General features: G+C 55.5%; 17 protein-coding genes. 13 read left to right on the top strand and 4 right to left on the bottom strand.

Annotated elements, in window-relative coordinates; all coding sequences use genetic code 11:
* Positions 1-244: 244 nt before the first annotated feature.
* Complete coding sequence (locus QGM61_RS01535) at positions 245-1,009, bottom strand: slipin family protein (protein WP_281131613.1); 765 nt, start codon at positions 1,007-1,009, stop codon at positions 245-247.
* A gap of 12 nt (positions 1,010-1,021) precedes the next feature.
* Positions 1,022-2,389, bottom strand: coding sequence for an NfeD family protein (locus tag QGM61_RS01530; RefSeq protein WP_281131612.1), 1,368 nt, complete (start codon positions 2,387-2,389; stop codon positions 1,022-1,024).
* Between the two features lie 422 nt (positions 2,390-2,811).
* On the opposite strand from QGM61_RS01530, the gene QGM61_RS01525 reads away from it, so the two are divergent.
* From QGM61_RS01525 to QGM61_RS01500, 6 genes are all read left to right on the top strand, one after another.
* Complete coding sequence (locus tag QGM61_RS01525; protein ID WP_281131611.1) at positions 2,812-3,771, top strand: hypothetical protein; 960 nt, start codon at positions 2,812-2,814, stop codon at positions 3,769-3,771.
* 311 nt (positions 3,772-4,082) lie between these two features.
* A complete protein-coding gene (locus tag QGM61_RS01520) occupies positions 4,083-4,946 on the top strand; it encodes a redoxin domain-containing protein (RefSeq protein WP_281131610.1) in 864 nt (287 codons plus the stop codon).
* 216 nt (positions 4,947-5,162) lie between these two features.
* Positions 5,163-6,119, top strand: coding sequence for a hypothetical protein (locus QGM61_RS01515; RefSeq protein WP_281131609.1), 957 nt, complete (start codon positions 5,163-5,165; stop codon positions 6,117-6,119).
* 167 nt (positions 6,120-6,286) lie between these two features.
* Positions 6,287-7,249, top strand: a complete 963-nt coding sequence (locus tag QGM61_RS01510) for a hypothetical protein (protein WP_281131608.1) — start codon at positions 6,287-6,289, stop codon at positions 7,247-7,249.
* Positions 7,250-7,372: 123 nt separating this feature from the next.
* Complete coding sequence (locus QGM61_RS01505; protein WP_281131607.1) at positions 7,373-8,482, top strand: NADH:flavin oxidoreductase; 1,110 nt, start codon at positions 7,373-7,375, stop codon at positions 8,480-8,482.
* A gap of 21 nt (positions 8,483-8,503) precedes the next feature.
* The gene (locus QGM61_RS01500) at positions 8,504-10,051 is read left to right on the top strand and encodes a BCCT family transporter (protein WP_281131606.1); all 1,548 of its coding nucleotides are present in this window, start codon (positions 8,504-8,506) and stop codon (positions 10,049-10,051) included.
* Here the strand turns inward: QGM61_RS01500 and rlmKL are convergent.
* Positions 10,037-12,226: a bifunctional 23S rRNA (guanine(2069)-N(7))-methyltransferase RlmK/23S rRNA (guanine(2445)-N(2))-methyltransferase RlmL gene (gene rlmKL, locus QGM61_RS01495; protein ID WP_281131605.1), complete on the bottom strand. Its 2,190-nt coding sequence runs from the start codon at positions 12,224-12,226 to the stop codon at positions 10,037-10,039. The two genes, QGM61_RS01500 and rlmKL, sit on opposite strands and share 15 nt — an antisense overlap.
* Before the next feature lie 39 nt (positions 12,227-12,265).
* Here rlmKL and QGM61_RS01490 point away from each other — a divergent pair, with 39 nt between their 5' ends.
* Complete coding sequence (locus QGM61_RS01490) at positions 12,266-13,141, top strand: 23S rRNA (adenine(2030)-N(6))-methyltransferase RlmJ (protein ID WP_281131604.1); 876 nt, start codon at positions 12,266-12,268, stop codon at positions 13,139-13,141.
* Between the two features lie 22 nt (positions 13,142-13,163).
* A complete protein-coding gene (locus QGM61_RS01485; RefSeq protein WP_281131603.1) occupies positions 13,164-13,676 on the top strand; it encodes a hypothetical protein in 513 nt (170 codons plus the stop codon).
* Positions 13,677-13,687: 11 nt separating this feature from the next.
* Here QGM61_RS01485 and QGM61_RS01480 read toward each other — a convergent pair whose 3' ends face one another.
* On the bottom strand, positions 13,688-15,247 hold the full coding sequence (locus QGM61_RS01480) for a bifunctional GNAT family N-acetyltransferase/carbon-nitrogen hydrolase family protein (protein ID WP_281131602.1): 1,560 nt from the start codon (positions 15,245-15,247) through the stop codon (positions 13,688-13,690).
* A 304-nt stretch (positions 15,248-15,551) separates the two neighbouring features.
* Here QGM61_RS01480 and QGM61_RS01475 point away from each other — a divergent pair, with 304 nt between their 5' ends.
* The 5 genes from QGM61_RS01475 (at position 15,552) to aroA (ending at position 22,110) form a co-directional block, all read left to right on the top strand.
* A complete protein-coding gene (locus tag QGM61_RS01475; protein ID WP_281132064.1) occupies positions 15,552-17,594 on the top strand; it encodes a PQQ-binding-like beta-propeller repeat protein in 2,043 nt (680 codons plus the stop codon).
* A 113-nt stretch (positions 17,595-17,707) separates the two neighbouring features.
* Positions 17,708-19,174, top strand: a complete 1,467-nt coding sequence (locus QGM61_RS01470; protein WP_281131601.1) for an amidohydrolase family protein — start codon at positions 17,708-17,710, stop codon at positions 19,172-19,174.
* Between the two features lie 119 nt (positions 19,175-19,293).
* Positions 19,294-19,500, top strand: a complete 207-nt coding sequence (locus tag QGM61_RS01465; RefSeq protein ID WP_281131600.1) for a DUF2061 domain-containing protein — start codon at positions 19,294-19,296, stop codon at positions 19,498-19,500.
* Between the two features lie 167 nt (positions 19,501-19,667).
* Positions 19,668-20,702 (top strand): CNNM domain-containing protein, encoded by a 1,035-nt coding sequence (locus QGM61_RS01460; protein WP_281131599.1) that lies wholly within the window; start codon positions 19,668-19,670, stop codon positions 20,700-20,702.
* A gap of 121 nt (positions 20,703-20,823) precedes the next feature.
* Positions 20,824-22,110 (top strand): 3-phosphoshikimate 1-carboxyvinyltransferase, encoded by a 1,287-nt coding sequence (gene aroA, locus QGM61_RS01455; RefSeq protein WP_281131598.1) that lies wholly within the window; start codon positions 20,824-20,826, stop codon positions 22,108-22,110.
* Positions 22,111-22,139: the final 29 nt, after the last annotated feature.

Here is a 22,139-nt window from a genome sequence, read left to right as displayed (position 1 = left end):
GCTAATCAGAGGTGTGCCATCCATGTCGGCAAGGTGCGGAAGAATATAGTAATTAACCGCTAAAATCCAGCGCACAGTCCACACAGTTGCGTTGAAATTGCAGACAACTGTCGTTAACTGGCAGGGATTTCTCAGTATCTGCAGGATTGTGTAGTAATACTACATAATGAGCCGGTTTCAATTGAACAAGTGTTCTGCTGCAGAGCCCTGACTGTCAGGCCCTGCAGCGGGCGTGTTGCGTGAATTATTCTTTATCAGGTTTGTTGCCAGTCATGCGATTAAGGGATTCCAGCAGGTTCATCGGTAGCGGGAATACAATAGTTGAATTTTGTTCGCCGGCAATTTCTGTCAATGTCTGCAAATAACGCAGTTGAATTGATTCTGGCTGCGAGGCCAGCTGGCGGGCAGCTTCAACCAGTTTCTGTGAGGCTTCGAACTCGCCGGCCGCGTGAATGACCTTGGCGCGCCGGGAGCGTTCTGCCTCTGCCTGCTGGGCAATGGCGCGGATCATGCTCTCATCTATATCTACATGCTTGATTTCGACATTGGACACCTTGATGCCCCAGTCGTCTGTCTGCTGGTCCAGAATGTCCTGAATGTCGGCATTCATGCGTTCGCGCTCGGACAGCAGTTCATCCAGCTCATGCTGGCCCAGCACGGAACGCAGTGTGGTCTGGGCCAGCTGGCCGGTGGCCTCCATGAAATCTTCAACGTTGATGATGGCTTTCTGGGGATCGGTCACCCGAAAATACAGTACCGCATTGACCTTGACGGAGACGTTGTCGCGCGTGATCAGATCCTGTGATGGGATGTCCCAGACGGCTGTGCGAAGACTGACTTTTTCCATCTGCTGAATGATGGGGATGACCATGATCAGGCCCGGGCCTTTGACCTTGTGATAACGGCCGAGCATAAAGATCACGCCGCGCTCGTACTCCTTGAGAATGCGGAAGGTGCTGAAAAGCAGGCCGAGAAAAATGGCAATGAGTGCCATGCTGAATACTTCCATGATGATGCCTCCTTAATGCTGGTTCGAATGTGTGTCGTTGGGCGCTGCCTGCGCCGCACTGACGTGTAGTGTTAGTCCGTCAACGTGGTCAATCTGCAGTTGATCTCCCTTTCGCACAGGTGTTCTGCTGACCGCCTGCCATATTTCACCGTGAAGCTGGACGTGTCCTCGTGTCTCGAAATCTTCGCGGGCAATGGCTAATGCGCCGGTCATTGCTTCCACGCCAGTGGTTACTTTTGCGTTACGCGCCTTGAGGGCGGCACCGAGTACAAAAACGACCAGCGCGCCGGTGCTTACAGTGATTGCCGCCACCAGTGACAGCGATATCTGCCAGGCCGGGTCATTGGTGTCCATCAGCATGACGGAGCCCAGCGCAAAAGCAATCACTCCCCCAACCCCAGCCACACCGAAGGTGGGTGTAATAACCTCGAAGGCCATCATGGCGATCCCGATCACGATCAGTGCCAGCCCCGCGTAACTGATCGGCAGCAGTTGCAGGGCGTAGGCACCGACCAGCAGGCTGATGATGCCAATGGTGCCAGCGATGCCGCCACCAGGGTTGTAGAACTCCAGTATCAGGCCGTAGACACCGACCATCAGCAGGATATAGGCAATGTTGGGATTGGTGATAATGCTGAGGAAGTCGTATCGCCAGTTTGTATGGATTGTCTCGACTGCTGCGTCCTGCGTGTTCAGAGTGATCTGGCCGGCTTCAGTTTCGATATTTCGACCGTCCAGTTGTGCGAGCAGTTGCTGCTGGTCATCGGCAACCAGGTTGATTACGCCCAGTTGCAGCGCTTCGGTGGCGCTGATGTTTGCTGCGTCGGTCACCGTCTGGCGAGCCCAGTCCACATTGCGGCCACGTAATTCGGCGAGACCTTCCAGGTAGGCAGCTGCATCGTTGATTATTTTATCGTCCAGGTCTTCTCCCGAGCCGCCGGCAGAGACTGGCGTGGAAGAACCGACATTGGTCGCATTACTCATTGCAGCGACGTGGCTGGCCATCAGAATATAGGTGCCCGCACTGGCAGCCCGCGCGCCGGATGGCGCCACCCAGGTGGCCACCGGGACCGGTGATGCGAGAATCGCGCTGACCATGTCGCGCATGGCCGCATCCAGTCCTCCGGGAGTGTTTAGCTGTATGATCAGCAGTTGCGAGTTGCTTTCTGCCGCCTGGTCGATGGCGCGGATAATATGGTCTGCGCTGGCTGGGCCGACGGGCCCGTCCAGAGCAACCTGAATGATGCTTGCCCGGACACTGGTATCCTGAGCGTTGACAGGTTCGACTTCAGCAAAAACGGCAACAAGGGCCAGAATTGCCACTGAAGTGGCCAGCCAGTGAAATATTCGGGCAGGATTGCGTGTCATGGTTCGCAGCATCAGCTCCTCCGCCGACCTTGCCTGAAAACACAGATTAATGATTGGCCTTCAGCGGCCGATATATATTGTGTAGAGCCATCATACGCGTGGCTGAAGGGCAAGTCGACACGGGGCTGGTGACATGTCTACCATACCCGGAAACGCTTGATTGACAAGGGATGTAGCAAAATTACAGAGCGTATACTCGACACACTTTGTTGCAAAAATGCAGTGGCAATCGTTGTACTACCGGAAAAAGTTGGTTTAGCATCATCGCCAATGCTTAACACTGTAACCGATGCAGTTTGCAGAATTAAGACAGTCGTGACGACTGATCACAAGAGCAAGAAAGAACGTATTGTGTAAGACAGTATGGCGGAAGATGTTGGCGGGAATGGTCCCGACAGACGTGCAACCGCTTAAACCTGCGGGAGGAATTCCTTATGAAAAAATTCACGATGACAGCATTGGCTGCGGCAGCAGCTGCAGTCAGCTTCCAGGCTTATGCCCAGGACGGCGTTGATCCGCTGACCCAGGTTGAGCCAGTAACTGCCGAGTGGTTCCACGACGGATCAGAGCCGGACTACGTTGTTGACGTACCTAGCTTCACCGTTCCTGCCACTGGCGTGATCGACTACATCGACTCTGTAATCCCGCTGGAATTCGGCGAAGACAAGTGGGTGAAAGCTGTTCAGTTCATCCCAGGTGACAAGCGCGTTCTTCACCACCTGCTGTCCTACGTTGTTGCTGATACGCCTGACGCTGGCGACGGCATGCTGGACGAGACTGTAAACGACCCACGTCGCGAATTCCTGGAAGGCTACGCGCCTGGTAAGGAATATGCCACCGAGTTCCCTGAGAACACTGGTATCTACGTGCCTGAAGGTTCAGCTCTGCGCATGAGCATTCACTACACTTCATTCGGCCAGGAAACTACTGACAGCACCCGTGTTGGTCTGTGGTTCGCTGACGAAAACAATGAGCCAGAGTATCAGTACCACACGTACTCAGTGGCCACTCCGATGAATCAGATCCAGATTCCTGCGGGTGCCATGGAGCACGAGTCTGCTGCGACTCACGTGTTCGAAGATGAGATCACTCTGTACGGTTTCCGTGCTCACATGCACTACCGTGGCAAGTCCATGGCAGCACGTGTGATCTATCCGGACAACTCTGAAGAAGAGATCATCAACATCCCTAACTACAACTTTGCGTGGCAGCCAACTTACCGCATGGATGAGCCAATGGTTCTGCCTGCTGGTTCTCGCGTAGTGGTTGAAGGCCTGTTCGACAACTCTCAGTACAACACTGGTGTACCGGATCCAACCGTGGATGCCATGGGTGGTCTGCAGAGCTGGGAAGAAATGTTCATTGGTTACTTCTCTTACACCACCAACGACTAAGTTGGCAGTAGCAAGTAACTGATAGAGCAGCACAACAACACCAGGGGCTGCTTCCCTGAGAAGCGGCCCCTTTTGTTTGTCAGTCTTATCTGGTTTTGCGCGGGCGACGTGAATCTGAATAGCGCCTCAAGTTTGCGCCAGATTAAGATTCGGACAGGCAAACTGTAGTATCCTTGCCTATCTGCAATCCTGTAGTATTGTGACCAATAAGTTATCAAAACAATAATATGTTGCAGGGCGTTTCGTTAGTGACGTATTTGACGCAAGTGTTCCGCAGAAATATCCAGAGAGAGAATGAGGGTTAGTTCACCATGAAAACATCAAAGTTGCTGGCGCTGTTCACAGTAGCGGCTGCCATCAGTTTCAACGCTCAAGCAGCGGATCGGGTTGGCGATTTCAACCTGATCGACAATACGGGCAAGGCCCACCAGCTGAGCAAGTATGCGTTCAATAAAGCAGTCGTGATCGTTTCCCAGCAGGCAGGTTGTACCGCCAACCAGGAAAACATCGCGCGCTACAAGCAGCTGCGTACCAATTTCGACCACCGTGGCGTGAGCTTCCTGATGATCAATTCATCAGTGGAAGACGAGCGTGATGACATCCGTGCCGAGGAAGCAGTCTGGAATTATGACTTCCCTATCATGGATGACGACGGCCAGCTCGTTGCTGATGCCCTGGGCATCGATAAAGCCGGTCAGGTGGTTGTAGTGGATCCGGTTCGTATGAATGTTCTGTACCGTGGCCCGATGCCCGCTCAGTGGGCGCGTCACGAGCTGGGCACTGTGCTGGAAGCCGTTCTGGCCGACGGCGCTGACAGCCGTCAGATGGAAACCGTAAATGTGGACTTTGAGGCAGCCGAAGGCTGTGCACTTGAATTCCCGATGCGTGATCGTTACCAGGCAGAAGCGCCTGATTACGAAACTGAAGTAGCGCCGATCCTGATCGAGCGTTGCGTTGGCTGTCACGTTGAAGGCGGTATCGGTCCATTTGCCATGAACAGCCACATGATGATTCAGGGCTGGAGCCCGATGATCAAAGAGGTTCTCATGACCAAGCGTATGCCTCCGATGCAGGTCGACCCCACGGTCCGTACCTGGATCAACGCAGGCAACATGCCGGTTGAAGAACGTCAGATCCTCGTACACTGGATCAATGCTGGCTCACCGCGTAACTGATAATGCGCTGACAAGCATCAAAAAAAGCCGCCTTAGGGCGGCTTTTTTTTGTGTTAAGGGACCCAAGAGGGCCTAAAGGGACGGAGGGATTTAGCTTGCTAAATCCCTCCGTCCCCTTTAACACTATTGCTTTACTGGAATCTGTGGTTTAGAGTCGGCCTTAATGCAAGGTAGTTTGTGTGCAGAACACAAAATTCCCGCACGAGGACAAGGAAAATGAGAATAAAAAGCCTGACCGCTGCATTTGCGCTGGCTGCCGCCTGGGGAGTTCAGGCGCACGCAGGTGTAGATCCCCTGACACAGATCCAGCCACCGTCAAACGAATGGACCTATGACGGTTCCAATCCTGACCAGATTATCGAAGTGCCCAGCTTTACTGTACCTGCCACCGGTGTAATCGACTACATCAACTCGGTGATTCCTCTCGAATTCGAAGAGGAAAAGTGGGTCAAGGCCGTGCAGTTCATTCCTGGCGACAAGCGCGTCCTGCACCATCTGCTGTCTTATGTTGTGGCCCATGATGGCAACAACGAAGGCATGATTGATGAAGCATCCAACGACCCGCGCCGCGAATTCCTGGAAGGCTATGCGCCTGGTAAGGAATATGCCACTGAATTTCCTGAAAATACTGGCATCAAAGTGCCTGTGGGCTCTGCGCTGCGTATGAGCATCCACTACACATCATTCGGCCAGGAAACTGTCGACAACACTCGTGTGGGTCTGTGGTTTGCTGATGAGAATGACCAGCCCGAGCTGGAATACCACACCTACTCAGTGTCCGCCAATGGTGCCGAGCGGCTGCACATTCCGCCGGGAGCCATGGAGCACGAAATGGCGGCCAGCCATGTGTTTGAGGACGCCATTGTCCTGCATGGTTTCCGTGCGCACATGCACTATCGCGGCAAATCCATGTCAGCCCGCGTGATCTATCCTGACAATACCCAGGAGCAGATCATCAACGTGGCCAACTATAACTTTGCCTGGCAGCCTACCTACCGCATGGACGAGCCAATGGTTCTGCCGGCAGGCTCCCGCGTGGTTGTGGAAGGTCTGTTTGACAACTCCGAGTACAACCCTGGCAACCCCGACCCGACCGTACCGGCCGTCGGTGGTCCCCAGAGCTGGGAAGAAATGTTTATTGGTTACTTCTCGTACACAGACGTGCCCAATTAAATCAATTGCTTAGCAAAGGAATGGGGCGTGCTGTCAATCAGCGCGCCCCATTTTTTTGTGGTAACACTTTGTTGCAAAGCATTGATTTCAAAGCTTGAGCCGCACTGTTTTGTGGCATACGATCAAGGTCGAGTGATATTCCATTTCCAACGACAGGAGCAGTGACAATGAAAAAAACGAGTTTGACTGCTGCAATGCTGCTGGCCTCGAGCTGGGCAGTCGTAGCTGATGCGGGAGTTGACCCATTAACCCAGATACAGCCGCCACAAAGTGAGTGGCAGTATAACGGGGCCGAGCCGGACGTTGTTATCGATGTCCCCAGCTTCACCGTGCCTGCCACAGGTGTTATCGACTATATCGACTCGGTAATTCCTCTGGAGTTTGGCGAGGAGAAGTGGGTAAAAGCGGTTCAGTTTATCCCGGGCGACAAACGAGTTCTGCACCACCTGTTGTCCTATGTCGTCGCTGATGAACCCCAGGAAGAAGGCATGATCGACGAGGCGGTCAATGATCCGCGTCGCGAGTTCCTGGAAGGTTATGCGCCTGGTAAGGAATACGCCACCGAGTTTCCGGCAGGTACTGGTATTCGGGTGCCTGAAGATTCCGCGCTGCGCATGAGCATCCACTACACCTCATTCGGCCAGGAGACTGTCGACAACACCCGTGTCGGTCTGTGGTTTTATGAGGATGACGAGGAGCCAAACCTGGAGTTCCACACTTACTCAGTGTCTCCCGGTAACCGTACTGAGAACATCGTGATTCCGCCGGGTGCCATGGAGCACGAAATGGCAGCAACTCACGTGTTTGAAGAGGACATCCTGCTGTACGGCTTCCGTGCGCACATGCACTACCGTGGCAAGTCCATGGCAGCCCGCGTGATCTATCCTGACAACACGCAGGAAGACATCATCAACGTTGCCAACTACAACTTTGCCTGGCAGCCCACTTACCGCATGGACGAGCCCATGGTCATTCCGGCTGGCTCGCGCGTAGTGGTAGAGGGTCTGTTTGACAACTCCGAGTACAACCCGGGTGTGCCTGATCCTACCGTAACGGCATACGGTGGCCTGCAGAGCTGGGAGGAGATGTTCATTGGTTACTTCTCCTACACGGATCTACCATCCGAGTAAATTGTTGAAATCAGCCTGACCAGCCGCTATGGTAGGCTGATTAAACAAGCAGTACGTATACAAAGGGGCTGCTTCCTGACAGGAGCGGCCCTTTTTGTTTTCAATTCACAGGAAAAAGAAAATATGTCGTCGAATGCTTCACTGGATGTTTTGCTGAAACCCTTCGAAAGCCCCAAGCTACAGTTGAAAAACCGCGTTGTTATGGCGCCCATGACACGTCAGTTTTCGCCAGACGGTGTGCCACATCAGCTGGTGGTTGACTATTATCGACGCCGCGCCGAAGGCGATGTGGGTCTGATTATCACTGAAGGTACTACGGTCGGACACAAGGCTGCTTCCTTCGACAGCAAAATCCCCAATTTCCACACCGATGAAGCGCTGGCCGGCTGGAAGCAGGTAGTGGATGCCGTCCACAAGGCTGGCGGCAAGATCGCTCCCCAGCTCTGGCATGTCGGTTGTGCGCGCAAGCCTGGCACAGGTCCGTATCCTGATTTCCCCAGCGCGACACCATCCGGTTATGCGCTGCCCGGCAAAAAAGTGGGTGAGCCACTGACAACAGCCGAAATTGACAATATCGTCAAAGCCTTTGGCGAAGCCGGTGGTAACGCCAAAAAGCTTGGTTTTGATGCGCTGGAAATTCACGGCGCGCACGGCTACATGATTGATGACTTTCTGTGGGAAGGGCTGAATCAGCGCAGTGACCAGTACGGCGGTTCGCGCGCCAAACGCAGTCAGTTTGCGGTTGAGATCGTCCAGGCGATCCGTGCGGAGGTGGGCGAGGATTTCCCCATCATCTTCCGTTTCTCGCAGTGGAAGCAGCAGGACTACAACGCGCGACTGGCCGAAACGCCGGAGCAGCTGGCAGAAGTGCTGCAACCAATCTCCGACGCAGGCGTGGATATCTTCCATTGCAGTCAGCGTCGTTTCTGGGAGCCGGAATTCGAAGGTTCCGGCATGAATCTGGCCGGCTGGACACGTCGCCTGCTCAACAAACCAACTATCACTGTCGGCAGTGTCAGCCTTAATGAAGAATTCATTACAACCTTCCAGGGCGGTCAGGCCGATGCGGCAGACATTCAGGAGCTGCTGCAGCGTCTGGATGCCGACGAGTTTGATCTGGTGGCTGTTGGCCGTGCCCTGATTGCCAACCCGAACTGGGTGCAACTGATCACTCAGGGGCAGGCAGGCAGCCTGAAAACCTACGAAAAATCCTTGCTGGCGGAGCTGGTATAACAATCTAAAGAGGAGGGCGGAATGTTTGAGCGTCTGGGCAACAGGCTGGGACTGAATGCGATACCGCAAATATTCGTCACGGCTGCCGCGATCGCGATTGTGTTTGTGGCGTTCGCCATTCCGTTCCACGAGCCGTTTGCATATGCCTTTGGCCTGGTGGGTAGTTTCACCTTCCAGTACTTCGGCTGGTTTTATGTAGCAAGTGTGTCCGGGCTGCTGATTTTTTTGATCTGGATTGCCTTCAGCAAATATGGCGGTATTCGCCTGGGTGCAGATGAAGAGACTCCGCAGTACAGCACCGAGACCTGGTTTGCGATGCTGTTTGCCGCAGGTATCGGCACCATCCTGATGTTCTGGGGGGTGGCGGAGCCACTATCACACTTCGCCAATCCGCCCATGGCAGGTATCGAGCCACAAACGGTGGACGCTGCCAAACATGCCATGAATGTGGCGCTCTACCATTTCGGCCTGCACACCTGGACAATCTTCACACTCCCAGCGTTGGCGATTGCTTACTTCAGTTATCGCAAGAATCTGCCAATGCGCATCAGCAGTGTGTTTTATCCGGTGCTGGGTGATCGTATTTTCGGGCCTATCGGCTGGACCATCGACATCATCGCGCTACTGGGCACGCTGTTTGGAGTGGCGGTTTCTGTCGGCCTGGGTACGCTGCAATTAAATAGCGGTCTCAATGTGGTGTTTGGCGTGCCAATAGGTGTAATGTCGCAAATCGTCATCGTGGCCGTTATCACCATCATAGCCACTGTCTCTGTTGCGCTGGGGCTGGATCGCGGCATAAAGCGGCTTTCTGAAATCAATATTGTACTGGCGCTGATCGTGATGCTGTTTGTCTGGCTGGCTGGGCCGACGCTGTTTATCACCTCTGGCATTGTGCAGAATTTTGGCAATTACATGCAGAACCTGCCGTGGATGGCCTTCTGGACGGAGGCGTACCAGGGCACCAGCTGGCAGCAAAGCTGGACGGTGTTCTACTGGGCATGGACGATTTCCTGGGCACCGTATGTAGGCATTTTTATTGCGCGTATTTCACGCGGGCGCACCATCAGGCAGTTTGTACTTGGCGCACTGCTGGCGCCCATGGCATTCACGCTGGTGTGGTTCTCTGTGTTTGGTCTGGCGGCTATCGATCAGGAACTGAATCAGGGAATCGATCTGGTAACCCAGGTGGAAAATAACGTTGCTATCGCGCTATTCGATTTCCTGGCAACTTTCCCGCTGCCGACGCTGATGTCGGGCATAAGCCTGATAGTGATCGTGGTTTTCCTGACAACCTCGGCCGATTCGGCCGCGCTGGTAGTGGATCAGCTTTCACGCAATGACATACAGCCCAGCCTGGTGCGTCAGCGCATTTTCTGGACATTCCTGCTGGGTGCAATTGCTGGCACACTGATGCTGGGTGGTGGTCTGGATGCGCTGCAGAACGTGATCACCACGCTGGGTTTCCCATTCTGCGTCCTGCTGGTGTTTATGGCTTACTCGCTGCGGCGATCGCTGCACCAGGATTTGACGGAGCGGTTGGAGCAAGCGCAGCGATCAGGCCCGCAATAGCCAGGTCTGGTGTATGCGCGCATTCCGGGCAAAGTCCTTGTCCAGGCTGCGCGCGGTGTAATCCTCGACCCTGTATTTTTCAGTGACCGAGGGATCCAGTTTGAAGCGGCGCATGTTGTTGGAAAATATCAGCACGCCGCCAGGCCGCAGCCGCTGCATGCATTGCTCGATCAAGGTGACATGGTCTCGCTGGATATCCAGCACATTGCTGGTGCTTTTCGAGTTTGAGAAGGTCGGCGGATCCAGAAAGATCATATCGAAACTTTGCCGGCACTTTTGCAGATAGACCATACAGTCCATCTCGACCAGTTCGTTCTGCCACAGATTCAATTCGTTCAGCGCCAGATTGCGACGCGCCCAGCTCAGATAGGTCCTGGACAGATCCACACTGACTGTTCGCTTGGCGCCGCCCAGCGCTGCCTGCACGCTTACCGAGCCGGTGTAGCAGAACAGGTTAAGCACCTCTTTGTCTTTGGCGTTTTCATGCACGTAGCGACGAATCGGGCGATGATCCAGGAACAGGCCGGTGTCCAGATAACGGTGCAGGTTGACCAGCAATCTGGCCTCGCCCTCTCTGACAACGATATCTTCCGCATCCTGCTGCAGTGGCTGATACTGCTGCTTGCCTTTCTGCCGTTCGCGTACTTTGATGCTGACACGTGATGCGGGCAGTGACAGCACATGCTGCACGGCCAGCAATGCCTGACGCCGCCTCAGTGCGGCATCGGCCTCATTGACGGTGGCAGGCGGTTTGTATTCCTGCACGTGCGCATGGACCTGTTGCTGCTCGTCCACGTAGATATCAATGGCGAATGCAAACTCAGGAATGTCAGCGTCGTACAGCCGGTAATTTTCTATCTGCTGCTGACGCGCCCATCGGCCCAGGTTTTTCAGATTCTTGCGCAGTCGATTGGCCAGCATCTGGCCGCCGTCATCCAGTGCTGCTTCGGTGACCTGATTGGCACTGTCGACGGCTGGCGCCGAGCGCTGATAGATGGCGTCATCATTGACGTTGAACAGCAGCAGTTTGGCAGGCAGCTGGCCGTTAAAAAATGCGTACTGGCGATGACTGTGCATGCCCAGCAGCTTGCCCCACTCGGGTCGCGCCGTGAAAACGGCTGCCTGAGCACCCATGGCGTTGCGCTTGATCAGGCCGCCCAGCTGCTGATAAAGCGTCATCACTTCAGCGTCTTCGCCCAGGCGTTCGGCATAGGGCGGATTGGTGATCAGCAGCGTAACAGGCATCTCTACCACGGCTTCACTTACCGTGTGTGAGCTGAATTCAATGTGGTCCCAGACTTCGGCTCGCTCCGCATTGCGGCGGGCCATACCCAGTGCCCGCAGATCCTGGTCGCTGCCCAGCGCCTGGCCTGCCCAGGTCTTGCCGGCATCACGGCGTTGCTCCGCCTCTTTGCGAACCGCATCAATGGCGCTCTGGTCATGGCGCAGCCAGCGAGAATAACCGTCGGCGCGCAGCAGGCCGGGCGCCACATCCATGGCCATCAGTACTGCCTCAATGATCAGGGTGCCAGCGCCGCACATGGGGTCGTAAATGACCGGCTGCGGCGCTTGCGAGAGCGCTGGCCAGCCGGCGCGGATCAGCAGCGCGGCGGCCAGAGTTTCTTTCATGGGCGCATCACCCTGTTCAACCCGGTAGCCGCGGCGGTGCAGGCTGCCGCTGGCCAGTTCGATGCCCAGCAGCACGCGGTCTTTTTTCAGAACGGCGTGAATACGGATGTCAGGAGACTGCTTGGCGACGTCGGGGCGTTGCTGGCCCGATGCGCGAAACTGGTCAACCACCGCGTCCTTGACGCGCTGCGCGATGAACTGGGTGTGGCGCAGCAGTCGATTGGTGCCAGAAGCGCTGATGGCAAAGCTGTGCGAGGCGCGCATGTGCTGCAGCCAGTCGATGCTGTCTGCTGCCTGATAAAGTTGCTCGGCGTCAGCCGCCGGCAGGTCGGCCAGGATCACGATCACCCGGTTGGCGATGCGTGAATACATGGTGGCGCGGTACGCGGTGCTCAGAGCACCGGAAAAGTACACGCCGGCCACCGTCTGGCGAATATCCTGTGCGCCCAGCGACTGCAGCTCATCCTGCAGTAGGGGTTCAAGGCTTTTGGCGCAGGTGGCAAACCAGGCGTAGGAGGCAGCGGAGGCGGTTTCGGGTGATCTCATAGCGGCGCATGATACTACGAATCCAGCGCCATTTACTCTATGATGCCGGTTTTTAACGCCAATCAATCCCGACTTGATGTTGAACCACTGATGCTCAGTTACCGTCACGCATTTCACGCTGGCAATCATGCCGATGTTCTCAAGCACCTGGTGCTGCTGGCGCTGCTGCAGCAAATGCACAAAAAGGACAAACCATTCTGCTGTATTGATACGCACAGCGGCGCCGGCTGGTATCGCCTTGACGGCGATCAGGCGCGCAAAACCGGCGAGGCAAGCACAGGCATTCTGCCCCTGTGGGAGGCGTGGCGGCAGCATGGCTGTGATAACCCATTGCTGCGTGATTATCTGGAGCTGGTGGCTGCCAGCAACCCTGTCGATACTGGCGACTCGCCAGTTTACTACCCGGGTTCGCCAGCGATTATCCAGTCTCAGCTGCGCGACAATGATCGTGCACAGTTGATGGAATTACACACCACCGAGATCGACATTCTGCGCGAGAACATGGGGCGTGATGCGCGAGTGAGTATTCACCACCGGGACGGGTTTGAAGGCGCGGTAGGGCTGGTGCCGCCAGAGCCGAAACGTGGTCTGCTGCTGATTGACCCGGCCTATGAAGACAAGCGGGATTATCAGCAGGCCGTCAAAAGCCTGCTGAGCGTCAACCGGCGCTGGCAAACGGGTGTGCTGGTACTGTGGTATCCGATGCTGGGCAAAACCCGCGACCGCAGCGAGTGGCTGAAGTCACAGCTTTGTCAGCAACTGGAAACGCAGGTTGTCGAGTGGGTGGTGGGTGAGCAGGCCGAGGAGTTCGGCATGCATGGATCCGGCATGCTGGTGGTGAATCCGCCGTGGCAATTCGACACAGTTATGGCCGATGCCCTGCAGGCGCTGCGTGATATGCTGAGTAAAGTTTGATCAGTTCAGGAGTAACTTATCCATGTTTGTAATCGCATCCAGGCGTCGTCTGGCACCTGTCTGTTTTGCCGCGGCATTGATGGCGGGCTACGCTTCAGCGCAGGAAACTGATGCCAGTGAGTCAGCAGCTGCTGAAGCTGATCCGATTGTTGCCGGTATCGACTATAGTGGCACCGGACTGTTGCTGGACGAAATACACAGCGGTGCGCTGAACAGCGATCACCCCATGATGAGTGATGGTACTCACGCTGACTGTTTTCAGTTCGAGGCTACTGAGGGAGAGTCGTACAGCTTCACACTGCGCTCAACTGACTTCGACAGCTATCTGCTGATTGGCGTGGGATACTGCCAGGACGTACTGCTTCAGCATGAGAATGACGACTTCGAGGACGACACCACAGACTCGCAGATCGTGCTGACCGCCACCTATCCGTTTTACTCGGTCTACGTTAACACCTTTGAGCCCGCAGCGACGGGCGACTACACACTGCATGTAGAGCAGGTGGATAGCACCGCCGCTGTGGCTGCTGAGTAAGGTAAGGCGCCTTACACTTTCTCGACGCCGGGGCCTTCACCCAGCCAGCGTATCTCGTAAAGATCGTTGCGCTGGTCTTTGGCGTTGGTCACTGAGCCCTCGTGGCGGACCTGTACCAGCTTGTCCAGATCCAGGTCGGCAACCAGTGCCATTTCGGTGTTTGGCGTACTTTCTGCCATCACGGCGTCATGCGGGAAAGCAAAATCCGACGGTGAGTAAACCGCCGACTCAGCGTACTGAATATCCACATTATGGACCTGAGGCAGGTTGCCGACACTGCCGCCAATAGCAACGTAACATTCGTTCTCGATGGCGCGTGCCTGGGCGCAGCGCTGAACGCGCAGAAAACCGTTTTTGGTATCTGTCCAGAACGGGACAAACAGAATGTCCATGCCCTGTTTGGCCAGCAGGCGCGACAGCTCCGGGAACTCCACGTCGTAGCAGATCAGGATACCAATACGGCCGGCATCGGTATCAAATACCTTCAGTTTGTCACCGCCGTCGATGACCCAGTCGCGACGTTCGTGTGGTGTGATATGCAGCTTGGCCTGCGCGTCTACGGTACCGTCGCGCCGACACAGGTAGGCCTTGTTCAACAGCTTTTCATCCTCCATCACCGGGATGCTGCCTGCGATGATGTTGATATTATAGGTGATGGCAAATTCCGACAGGGTCTCAATGGTTTTTTCTGCAAATGTAGACAGAAAGCGGATTGCCTCGAACTGATTGCTCTGGTCACCCAGGCCCATCAACGGCGCGTTGAAGAATTCCGGAAACAGCACAAAGTCTGCCTGGTAGTCGGCAAAGGTGTCGACGAAATACTCCACCTGCGATACCCAGTCATCAAACGACTTGGTCAGACGCATCTGCCACTGCAATATGCCGACACGCACCACCGATTTGCGGCGCTGGCTCAGATCGCGGTTTTCCGGTTCGTAGAGGATGTTGTTCCATTCCAGCAGCGTCGCGTAACCCTGTGATTTTTCATCCTGCGGGTTGTAGTCCTTGAGCAGGCGTTTGACCTCAAAATCATTGGCCAGCTGAAAGCTCAGGATAGGGTCATGGATGTCCTTGTGGTCAACCGCCTCGATATACTCCATCGGCGACATATCGTCGGCATATTTGTGATAGTTGGTGATGCGGCCGCCAGCCAGGATGGCGCGCAGGTTGAGGTCGCGGCAGATGTCCTTGCGGGCATCGTAGAGGCGCCGGCCCAGGCGCAGATCCCGGTATTCAGGGTCGACAAACAGGTCCATGCCATACATCGCATCGCCGTTCGGGTCGTGCTTCATGTGCTCGCGACGGCCGATCAGGTCCTCGTAGGTGTGCTGACGGCTGAAACGGTCATAGTTGCAGCAGATGGTCAGGGCGGCGGCGACCAGCTGGCCAGAGTCCTCAATGACAATCTGACCGGCGGGAAATTCATTGATCAGGCGTTTGATGGACGACTCCGGCCAGGCTCCGCCAATATCCGGGTAAACAGCCTCCATCAACTTGGCGAGCTGCGGGTAGTCCCCCAGTGTGAGGTTGCGCAGCTTGAGAAAAACATCTGAGGGAGTTTCGGGGGTCATATCGGATTCCTGCACCATTGAATGGGATTAGCAGATAAATTAGCAAATCGATCTGTCGAAATCCATGTAAGGCAGGCAGACTCTGCGTTTGTGGACTTGCGGCATACTCTGCGGTATTCTCTGAAGTCCTTTCCTGTCATTGAACACTGCAATGATCGGCCAGAGTCAGTAAGCCTTAAGAAGGGGGGCTTTACGGCTGGGTTTCTGGTCGGGCGCGGAAAGGCTCCGATGAACAACGGGGATAAAAGAAAACCACAAAAGCCAGAATCCTGTTTTCGGCTTGATGAGGAGAGTGCAAGTGAAGATGAAAAATAAGCAATTGGCAGGTGGGTTTGTTCGCAAGCCTGTGCTGTCCGGCCTGCTGTCCGCAGCCGTCTGTGCGGCCCTGGCGTCGCCTGCGCTGGTGTCGGCACAGGAATCGATTGAATGGTTGACTCTGGGTGGTGACTACGACCACACCCGTTATCTGCCAGCCAGCCAGATCAATGGCGACAACTTTGAATCCCTTCAGACAGCGTGGGTCTGGGATGGCGCAAGCTTCCAGGCCAGCAGCGGTCGTTCTACTCCCAGTTACATCGATGGTGTCCTTTACACCGTCGCCGGTGATCGTCGCCACGTTGTAGCGATCGATCCGGAAACCGGTGAGACCATCTGGTCCTACCGTGAGCCGCACACCTTCCGTCACGAATACTCCATGCGTAAAGACTACGGCAAGGGTGTTGGTTATGCAGAAGTGGATGGCCGTGGCGTCATCTACATCATCAGCCCGGCTTTCTTCCTGACAGCGCTGGACGCCAAGACTGGTGCTCCGCTGGAAGGTTTTGGTCACGAGATTGGCGTTGAAGGCTTCCCTGAGACAGGCGTTGTGGATCTGCAGAAGATCCTGGCCGAAGCCAATGGTTACGAGTTTGACCCATACTACGGTATTCCGCTGGAAGAAGGTTACATCACGGCCTCTTCTCCGCCCATCGTCGTCAATGGCACAGTGGTAGTGGGTAACTCTGCTGAGCAGGGTTACAACCAGACCCGTTACGAAAACATCCCAGGCGACATTCTGGGCTTTGATGCCAAGACTGGCGAGCACACCTGGACCTTCAACATCATTCCTGATCGCGGCGAATTCGGCTGGGATACCTGGAAGGATGGCGACGGCAACCAGATCGAAGATCCACGTGCCTACACCGGTGAGATTTCCTCCTGGGCACCGATTGCAGCCGACCCGGAACTGGACATGGTCTACATCCCGACCAATGGCCCGTCCATCGACTTCTATCGTGGTCACCTGCAGGGTGATGGCCTGTACGGCACCAGCCTGATCGCACTGAACGCATCAACTGGTGAGCGCGTATGGCACTACCAGCTGGTTAAAAAGGACGTCTGGAACTACGACACCCCGACGGCTCCGGTACTGCTGGATGTTCAGCAGAACGGTCGCACAGTTCCTGTTGTGGCTCAGGTCACCAAGCAGGCGTTCACTTACGTGTTCAACCGCGAAACCGGTGAGCCAATCTGGCCAATCGAAGATCGTCCGGTACCGCAGTCCAAGATGCCAGGTGAAGTCCTGTCGGCCACCCAGCCGTTCCCGACCAAACCAGCACCTTACGACATGCAGGGTCTGACTCACGACGACCTGATCGACTTCACACCGGAACTGCGTCAGCAGGCGATCGAAGCGATCTCCGAGTTTGAAATTGGTCCATTGTTCCAGCCGCCACTGCACCGTGACAACGACATGGGTCTGCAAGGCTCACTGTGGTGTCCAGGTGACATCGGTGGTGTGAACATCGACGGCCCGGCGGCCGGCGACCCAACCACTGGCACGCTGTTTGTAACTTCCCGTAAAGGTTGTACAAACCGCATCATGGCACCTGCGCAAGAGCGTGACGCCATGCTGGAACTGCCTACAGGTACAACCTTCGCTCAGTACGCTGCGCTGCGTCCGGCACTGGTGCGTGGACCACAGGGTCTGCCACTGTTCAAGCCGCCCTTCAGCCGCATCACTGCGATCGACCTGAACACTGGCGATCACAAGTGGTGGATCCCTGTGGGTGAAACGCCTGATCGCATCAAGAATCATCCAGCCCTGGAAGGCATCGACATTGGCAACACTGGCTCCGGCACAGTGGCTCCGATGACAGTGACCGACACCATGCTGATGTATTCAAGCACCATGAGCGACGGCACGCCTGCACTGTTCGCGGTTGATAAAGAAACTGGCGAGCAGCTGGGCAAGGTGGAAACACCGGATATCAGCCGCTACGGCATGATGAACTTCCAGCACGAAGGCAAACAGTACGTCGTACTGCAGACAGGCGGCACACTGACTGCCCTGGCTCTGCCGGAGTGACAGCCTGACCCGTGACTGAACAATAGTTCGGCCACACCACCAAAAAGCCCACTGCAGCGCGAGCTACAGTGGGCTTTTTGTTTATCTACAATAACAATTAGAGGTGAACGGCCATGAAACACGCGATCGATCGGGACGGAACACGTCTGCCCATCAAGGTGGACACAACCTCAAACGGCGAATATGCCCCCATGCCTCTGTCGCGTACCAACTGCCTGGGCAACGAGCTGGCGCTGAGTCAGGCGACCAGCCATGCCAAACGGCAAGGCGTGGACCGGCGAAGCTTTCTGATCTCTGGTTGCGGTGCGGCCAGTACGCTGCTGGCGTTTAATGTCGCCAATGCGGCTGCCGGCAAGACGGGCGGGTTCTATCAGATCAGTGACGATGCAGCCGTTGATCTGCAACTGGCTCAGGCCGAGGTCGGTGGCAATGAGTTCATCTTTGATGTCCAGGGCCATTACGTCAATCCCAAGGGTGCCTGGCTGCAGTTTGTGCCAGAAGGCGCGCGTCCCTATTCAGGTATGGAAAAAGCCAGCTGCGAGCTGAGTGAACAGCCTGGCGATCGCAGTTACCTGAACTGCCTGAGTTCGGATGAATTCATCAAGGACGTGTTTCTGGACAGTGACACCAGCATCATGGTGCTGAGTTTTGTGCCGTCAACGCATGAGACAGAACCGGTTACCATCGAGGATGCGCATGAAACCCGCAATATCGTGGATCAACTGGATGGCAGTAAGCGCCTGATGATTCATGGGCGGGTCAATCCGAATCAGGACGGTGATCTTGAGGCAATGGATGAACTCGCTGAGCGCTGGGACATCTGCGCCTTCAAAACCTATACACAATTCGGTCCTGACGGTATTGGCTTCTTCCTGAACGAAGACCCGGGACTGGCGATGATCGAGCGGGCCCGGGCTCTGGGTGTCCGCAATATCTGTATCCATAAAGGCCTGCCGTTCGGACCGCGCTCCATCGAGCACAGTCGCTGTGATGATGTGGGTATCGTGGCCAAAATGTATCCCGATATGAATTTTCTTATTTACCACTCCGGTTACGATAATTCTGTCACCGAGCAGGCTTTTGCCGATGGCGCTGGCCGTATGGGGATCGACAGTCTGATTCAATCGGTGTTGGATAACGAAGTGGCGCCCAACAGCAATGTCTATGCCGAGCTGGGCAGCACCTGGCGACTGCTGATGCGTGACCCGGACAACGCCGCGCACTCACTGGGCAAACTGTTTCGCTATATTGGTGAGGACAACGTGCTGTGGGGGACGGACTCCATCTGGTACGGATCACCGCAGGATCAGATCCAGGCGTTCCGTACCTTCCAGATTTCCGAGGAGTTTCAGGAGCGATTTGGTTATCCGGCTATCACACCGGAGCTGCGCCGCAAGGTGTTCGGCCTGAACGCAGCTCGCCCCTATCAGATTTCAGCGGAGGAGATCAGCCGCTTTGTGGCTGGCGATTCGCTGAGTCAGCGCAAGCTGGCTTACCAGGAAAACCCGGAACCACATTTTCGCACTTACGGGCCGCGAACACGGCGGGAATTTATGAACTTCCTTCGCCTCGGAGGGTAGTGGTCGGGGATGCTGGTGTTATTGATAATTATTATCAACTGAATAGAAATTAACAAATTTTGTTTATTGTTTGCTTTGCTTATTCTGCGCTTGTCGAAAATATCCTAGAGGGATAAGCAATGAAAGCATTTCAAAAAACCGCCAGCTTTGCTGTGCTGCATTTTTGTACGGCATTCAGCGTGGCCTGGGCCATGACCGGCAGCTGGATCATAGGCGGCGCGGTAGCTCTGGTTGAGCCTGCAATCAACACCGTTGTTTATTTCTTTCACGAGAAGGTCTGGCAGCGCAGGGAGACGCAGCTGCCAGGCGACACCCTGACAGTCTGATTGGTCGCTGCCCGGGTGTTTGTGGCTCATTCAAGGTGGGTTTCCTGAGTCAGGTGAGATGTTGCCGAAAACCGGATGATAAGACCTGCATTTGTTGATTGTCGCGCTTGGCATCGGTGTAGTAGCATGACAGCTCATCGTTTTCACAGGAGAACAACAGACCCTCGATGGGCCTACTTCTGCTTTTTGCATTACTGTCGATTTGTGTTTCATTCATATGTTCACTGCTGGAAGCTGCGCTACTGTCGCTGACGCCCAGCCATATCGTCCGCTACCGGGATACCAACCCGGCCCTCTACGAGAAGCTACGCAAGCTTAAAGACCGTATTGACCAGCCATTAGCTGCAATTCTGACGCTGAATACCGTAGCCCACACCTTTGGTGCGGCTGGCGTTGGCGCACAGGTTGGCGTTGTGTTTGGTGACGGTTATCTGGGTGCGGCTTCAGCCGTCATGACCTTTCTGGTGCTGGTTTTGTCCGAAATCATCCCCAAAACGCTGGGTGCCCGACACTGGCAGACACTGGTGCCGATTCTGCCAACCACGCTGGGCGTCATGATCATGTTGCTCAAACCATTCATCAAGATGTCTGACAAGATCACCGAGTGGATGGGGGAGGGCAATCCGGAAGTCGATCTGCGCTCGGAGATCAAGGCTCTAACCAGCCTGGGGCGCGATACGGATCAGCTGGATGAGGACGAACGTCGTGTCATCGGCAACATCCTGGACCTGCACGAAGTTCAGATAAAAGACATCATGACACCGCGCACGGTCTGCGAATACATGAGCCTGAACGCCACAGTAAGTGAAATCCTCGATGAGATGCGCAACACCGCTTTCTCTCGCTACCCGGTGCTGGATGATAACGATCACCCGCAGGGCATCGTGTTCCGTGCCGAGATCCTGGATGCCTCCCCGGAGACACCACTGAGTGAACTGATCAAGCCGGTCAAAGTGGTGACCGACGAAGTCAGCGCCGAGGCAGTGCTTGGCAACTTCCTGCATGAGCACCAGCATATGGGCCTGGTCTACGATCAGTACGGCACCTGGCTGGGTCTTGTCACCATGGAGGACCTGCTGGAGACCATTCTGGGTCAGTCCATCATGGACGAGACCGATGATATTCCCAATATGCGACGCTTTGCCCGCAAGCGCTGGGAAAACCGCCTTAAACATCACACCGTCAAAGAACGGCAGGCCTGATACCGAGCTGATATGAGAAAGGATCATGGATGATCCTTCTCGACCAACGCGCGGGTGTTGAGAGCCTGCGCGATCCGCTATAATTGCTGCCCTCTGAATTTTTCCCGACCGGACCCAAGGCATGCAATCTCTGACGCTCCAACCCGTAAGCGCATTCGAAGGCACGCTAACGCTGCCCGGCTCTAAGAGTCTCTCTAACCGCATTCTTCTGTTGTCGGCACTGGCCAGCGGCCGCACCCGCATCAGCAATCTGCTGGACAGTGATGATGTGCGTTATATGTTGCAGGCGCTGGCGCAACTGGGCGTGCGCCTGGAGCTGTCTGCTGATCGCAGCACCTGCGAAGTGGAGGGACTGGGTGATGCCTTCCATCGCGAGGGACATTTGCTGGCGCTGTACCTGGGCAACGCCGGTACCGCCATGCGACCGCTGTGCGCAGCGCTGTGCGCCGGCACAGGCGAATTTGAACTGACTGGCGATCCTCGCATGTATGAACGGCCGATCGGCGACCTGGTGGATGCCTTGCGCGGTTGCGGTGCGCAGATTGAATACCTGCAAGACGAGAATTTCCCACCGCTGCGCATCAAGGCCGGTGGCCTGCGTGGCGGGCAGATCAGTATCCGCGGCAACATCTCCAGCCAGTTCCTGACTGCCATGTTAATGGCAGCGCCATTGTGTCAGGACGACCTGACTATTGATGTGGATGGCGAACTGGTCTCCAAACCCTACATCCGCATCACACTTGATGTCATGCAGCGTTTCGGGGTTGAAGTTGAAAACCACGATTACCGACGCTTTGTGGTGCGTGCCGGACAGCGCTATCAGTCACCAGGTGAGATCATGGTGGAAGGTGATGCCTCATCAGCTTCCTATTTTCTGGCCGCGGCCGCTATTGCCGGCGGGCCAGTACGTGTGATTGGCAGCGGTCGCAACAGCGTACAGGGTGATGTCCGCTTCGCCGAGGTGCTCGAGCAAATGGGGGCAACTGTCACCTGGGGAGACGACTGGATAGAGGTGGCGCGTGGTGAGCTGAAGGGTGTGGATGTCGATCTGAATCATATTCCTGACGCAGCAATGACCATTGCAACGACAGCGCTGTTTGCGAAGGGGCCAACTGTCATTCGTAATATCTACAACTGGCGGGTAAAGGAAACCGACAGACTCGCCGCCATGGCGACCGAGCTGCGCAAGGTGGGAGCTGTTGTAGAAGAGGGTAATGACTTTATTGCCATCGAACCGCCGGCACATATTCAAGCTGCCAGCATCGACACCTATGATGACCACCGCATGGCCATGTGTTTCTCGCTGGCCGCGTTTGGTGAAAGTCCGATCACCATCAATGACCCGGGCTGCACCGCAAAAACCTTCCCGACGTATTTTGAGTTGTTCGAAAAGCTGGCAGTACGCTGATATTATACTTTGATTTGTGTGCTGCTACG

The sequence above is a fragment of the Pseudohongiella sp. SYSU M77423 genome (assembly GCF_029911965.1).
In the GTDB taxonomy this organism is placed as follows: domain Bacteria; phylum Pseudomonadota; class Gammaproteobacteria; order Pseudomonadales; family Pseudohongiellaceae; genus Pseudohongiella.
Note: the sequence above shows the minus strand (reverse complement) of the source record. Positions and strands in the feature narration are given on the sequence as shown.

Coding starts and splice junctions, on each gene's coding strand:
- QGM61_RS01535 (WP_281131613.1), bottom strand. CDS start 1,009: ATGGAAGTATTCAGCATGGCACTCATTGCCATTTTTCTCGGCCTGCTT.
- QGM61_RS01530 (WP_281131612.1), bottom strand. CDS start 2,389: ATGCTGCGAACCATGACACGCAATCCTGCCCGAATATTTCACTGGCTG.
- QGM61_RS01525 (WP_281131611.1), top strand. CDS start 2,812: ATGAAAAAATTCACGATGACAGCATTGGCTGCGGCAGCAGCTGCAGTC.
- QGM61_RS01520 (WP_281131610.1), top strand. CDS start 4,083: ATGAAAACATCAAAGTTGCTGGCGCTGTTCACAGTAGCGGCTGCCATC.
- QGM61_RS01515 (WP_281131609.1), top strand. CDS start 5,163: ATGAGAATAAAAAGCCTGACCGCTGCATTTGCGCTGGCTGCCGCCTGG.
- QGM61_RS01510 (WP_281131608.1), top strand. CDS start 6,287: ATGAAAAAAACGAGTTTGACTGCTGCAATGCTGCTGGCCTCGAGCTGG.
- QGM61_RS01505 (WP_281131607.1), top strand. CDS start 7,373: ATGTCGTCGAATGCTTCACTGGATGTTTTGCTGAAACCCTTCGAAAGC.
- QGM61_RS01500 (WP_281131606.1), top strand. CDS start 8,504: ATGTTTGAGCGTCTGGGCAACAGGCTGGGACTGAATGCGATACCGCAA.
- rlmKL (WP_281131605.1), bottom strand. CDS start 12,226: ATGAGATCACCCGAAACCGCCTCCGCTGCCTCCTACGCCTGGTTTGCC.
- QGM61_RS01490 (WP_281131604.1), top strand. CDS start 12,266: ATGATGCCGGTTTTTAACGCCAATCAATCCCGACTTGATGTTGAACCA.
- QGM61_RS01485 (WP_281131603.1), top strand. CDS start 13,164: ATGTTTGTAATCGCATCCAGGCGTCGTCTGGCACCTGTCTGTTTTGCC.
- QGM61_RS01480 (WP_281131602.1), bottom strand. CDS start 15,247: ATGACCCCCGAAACTCCCTCAGATGTTTTTCTCAAGCTGCGCAACCTC.
- QGM61_RS01475 (WP_281132064.1), top strand. CDS start 15,552: ATGAAAAATAAGCAATTGGCAGGTGGGTTTGTTCGCAAGCCTGTGCTG.
- QGM61_RS01470 (WP_281131601.1), top strand. CDS start 17,708: ATGAAACACGCGATCGATCGGGACGGAACACGTCTGCCCATCAAGGTG.
- QGM61_RS01465 (WP_281131600.1), top strand. CDS start 19,294: ATGAAAGCATTTCAAAAAACCGCCAGCTTTGCTGTGCTGCATTTTTGT.
- QGM61_RS01460 (WP_281131599.1), top strand. CDS start 19,668: ATGGGCCTACTTCTGCTTTTTGCATTACTGTCGATTTGTGTTTCATTC.
- aroA (WP_281131598.1), top strand. CDS start 20,824: ATGCAATCTCTGACGCTCCAACCCGTAAGCGCATTCGAAGGCACGCTA.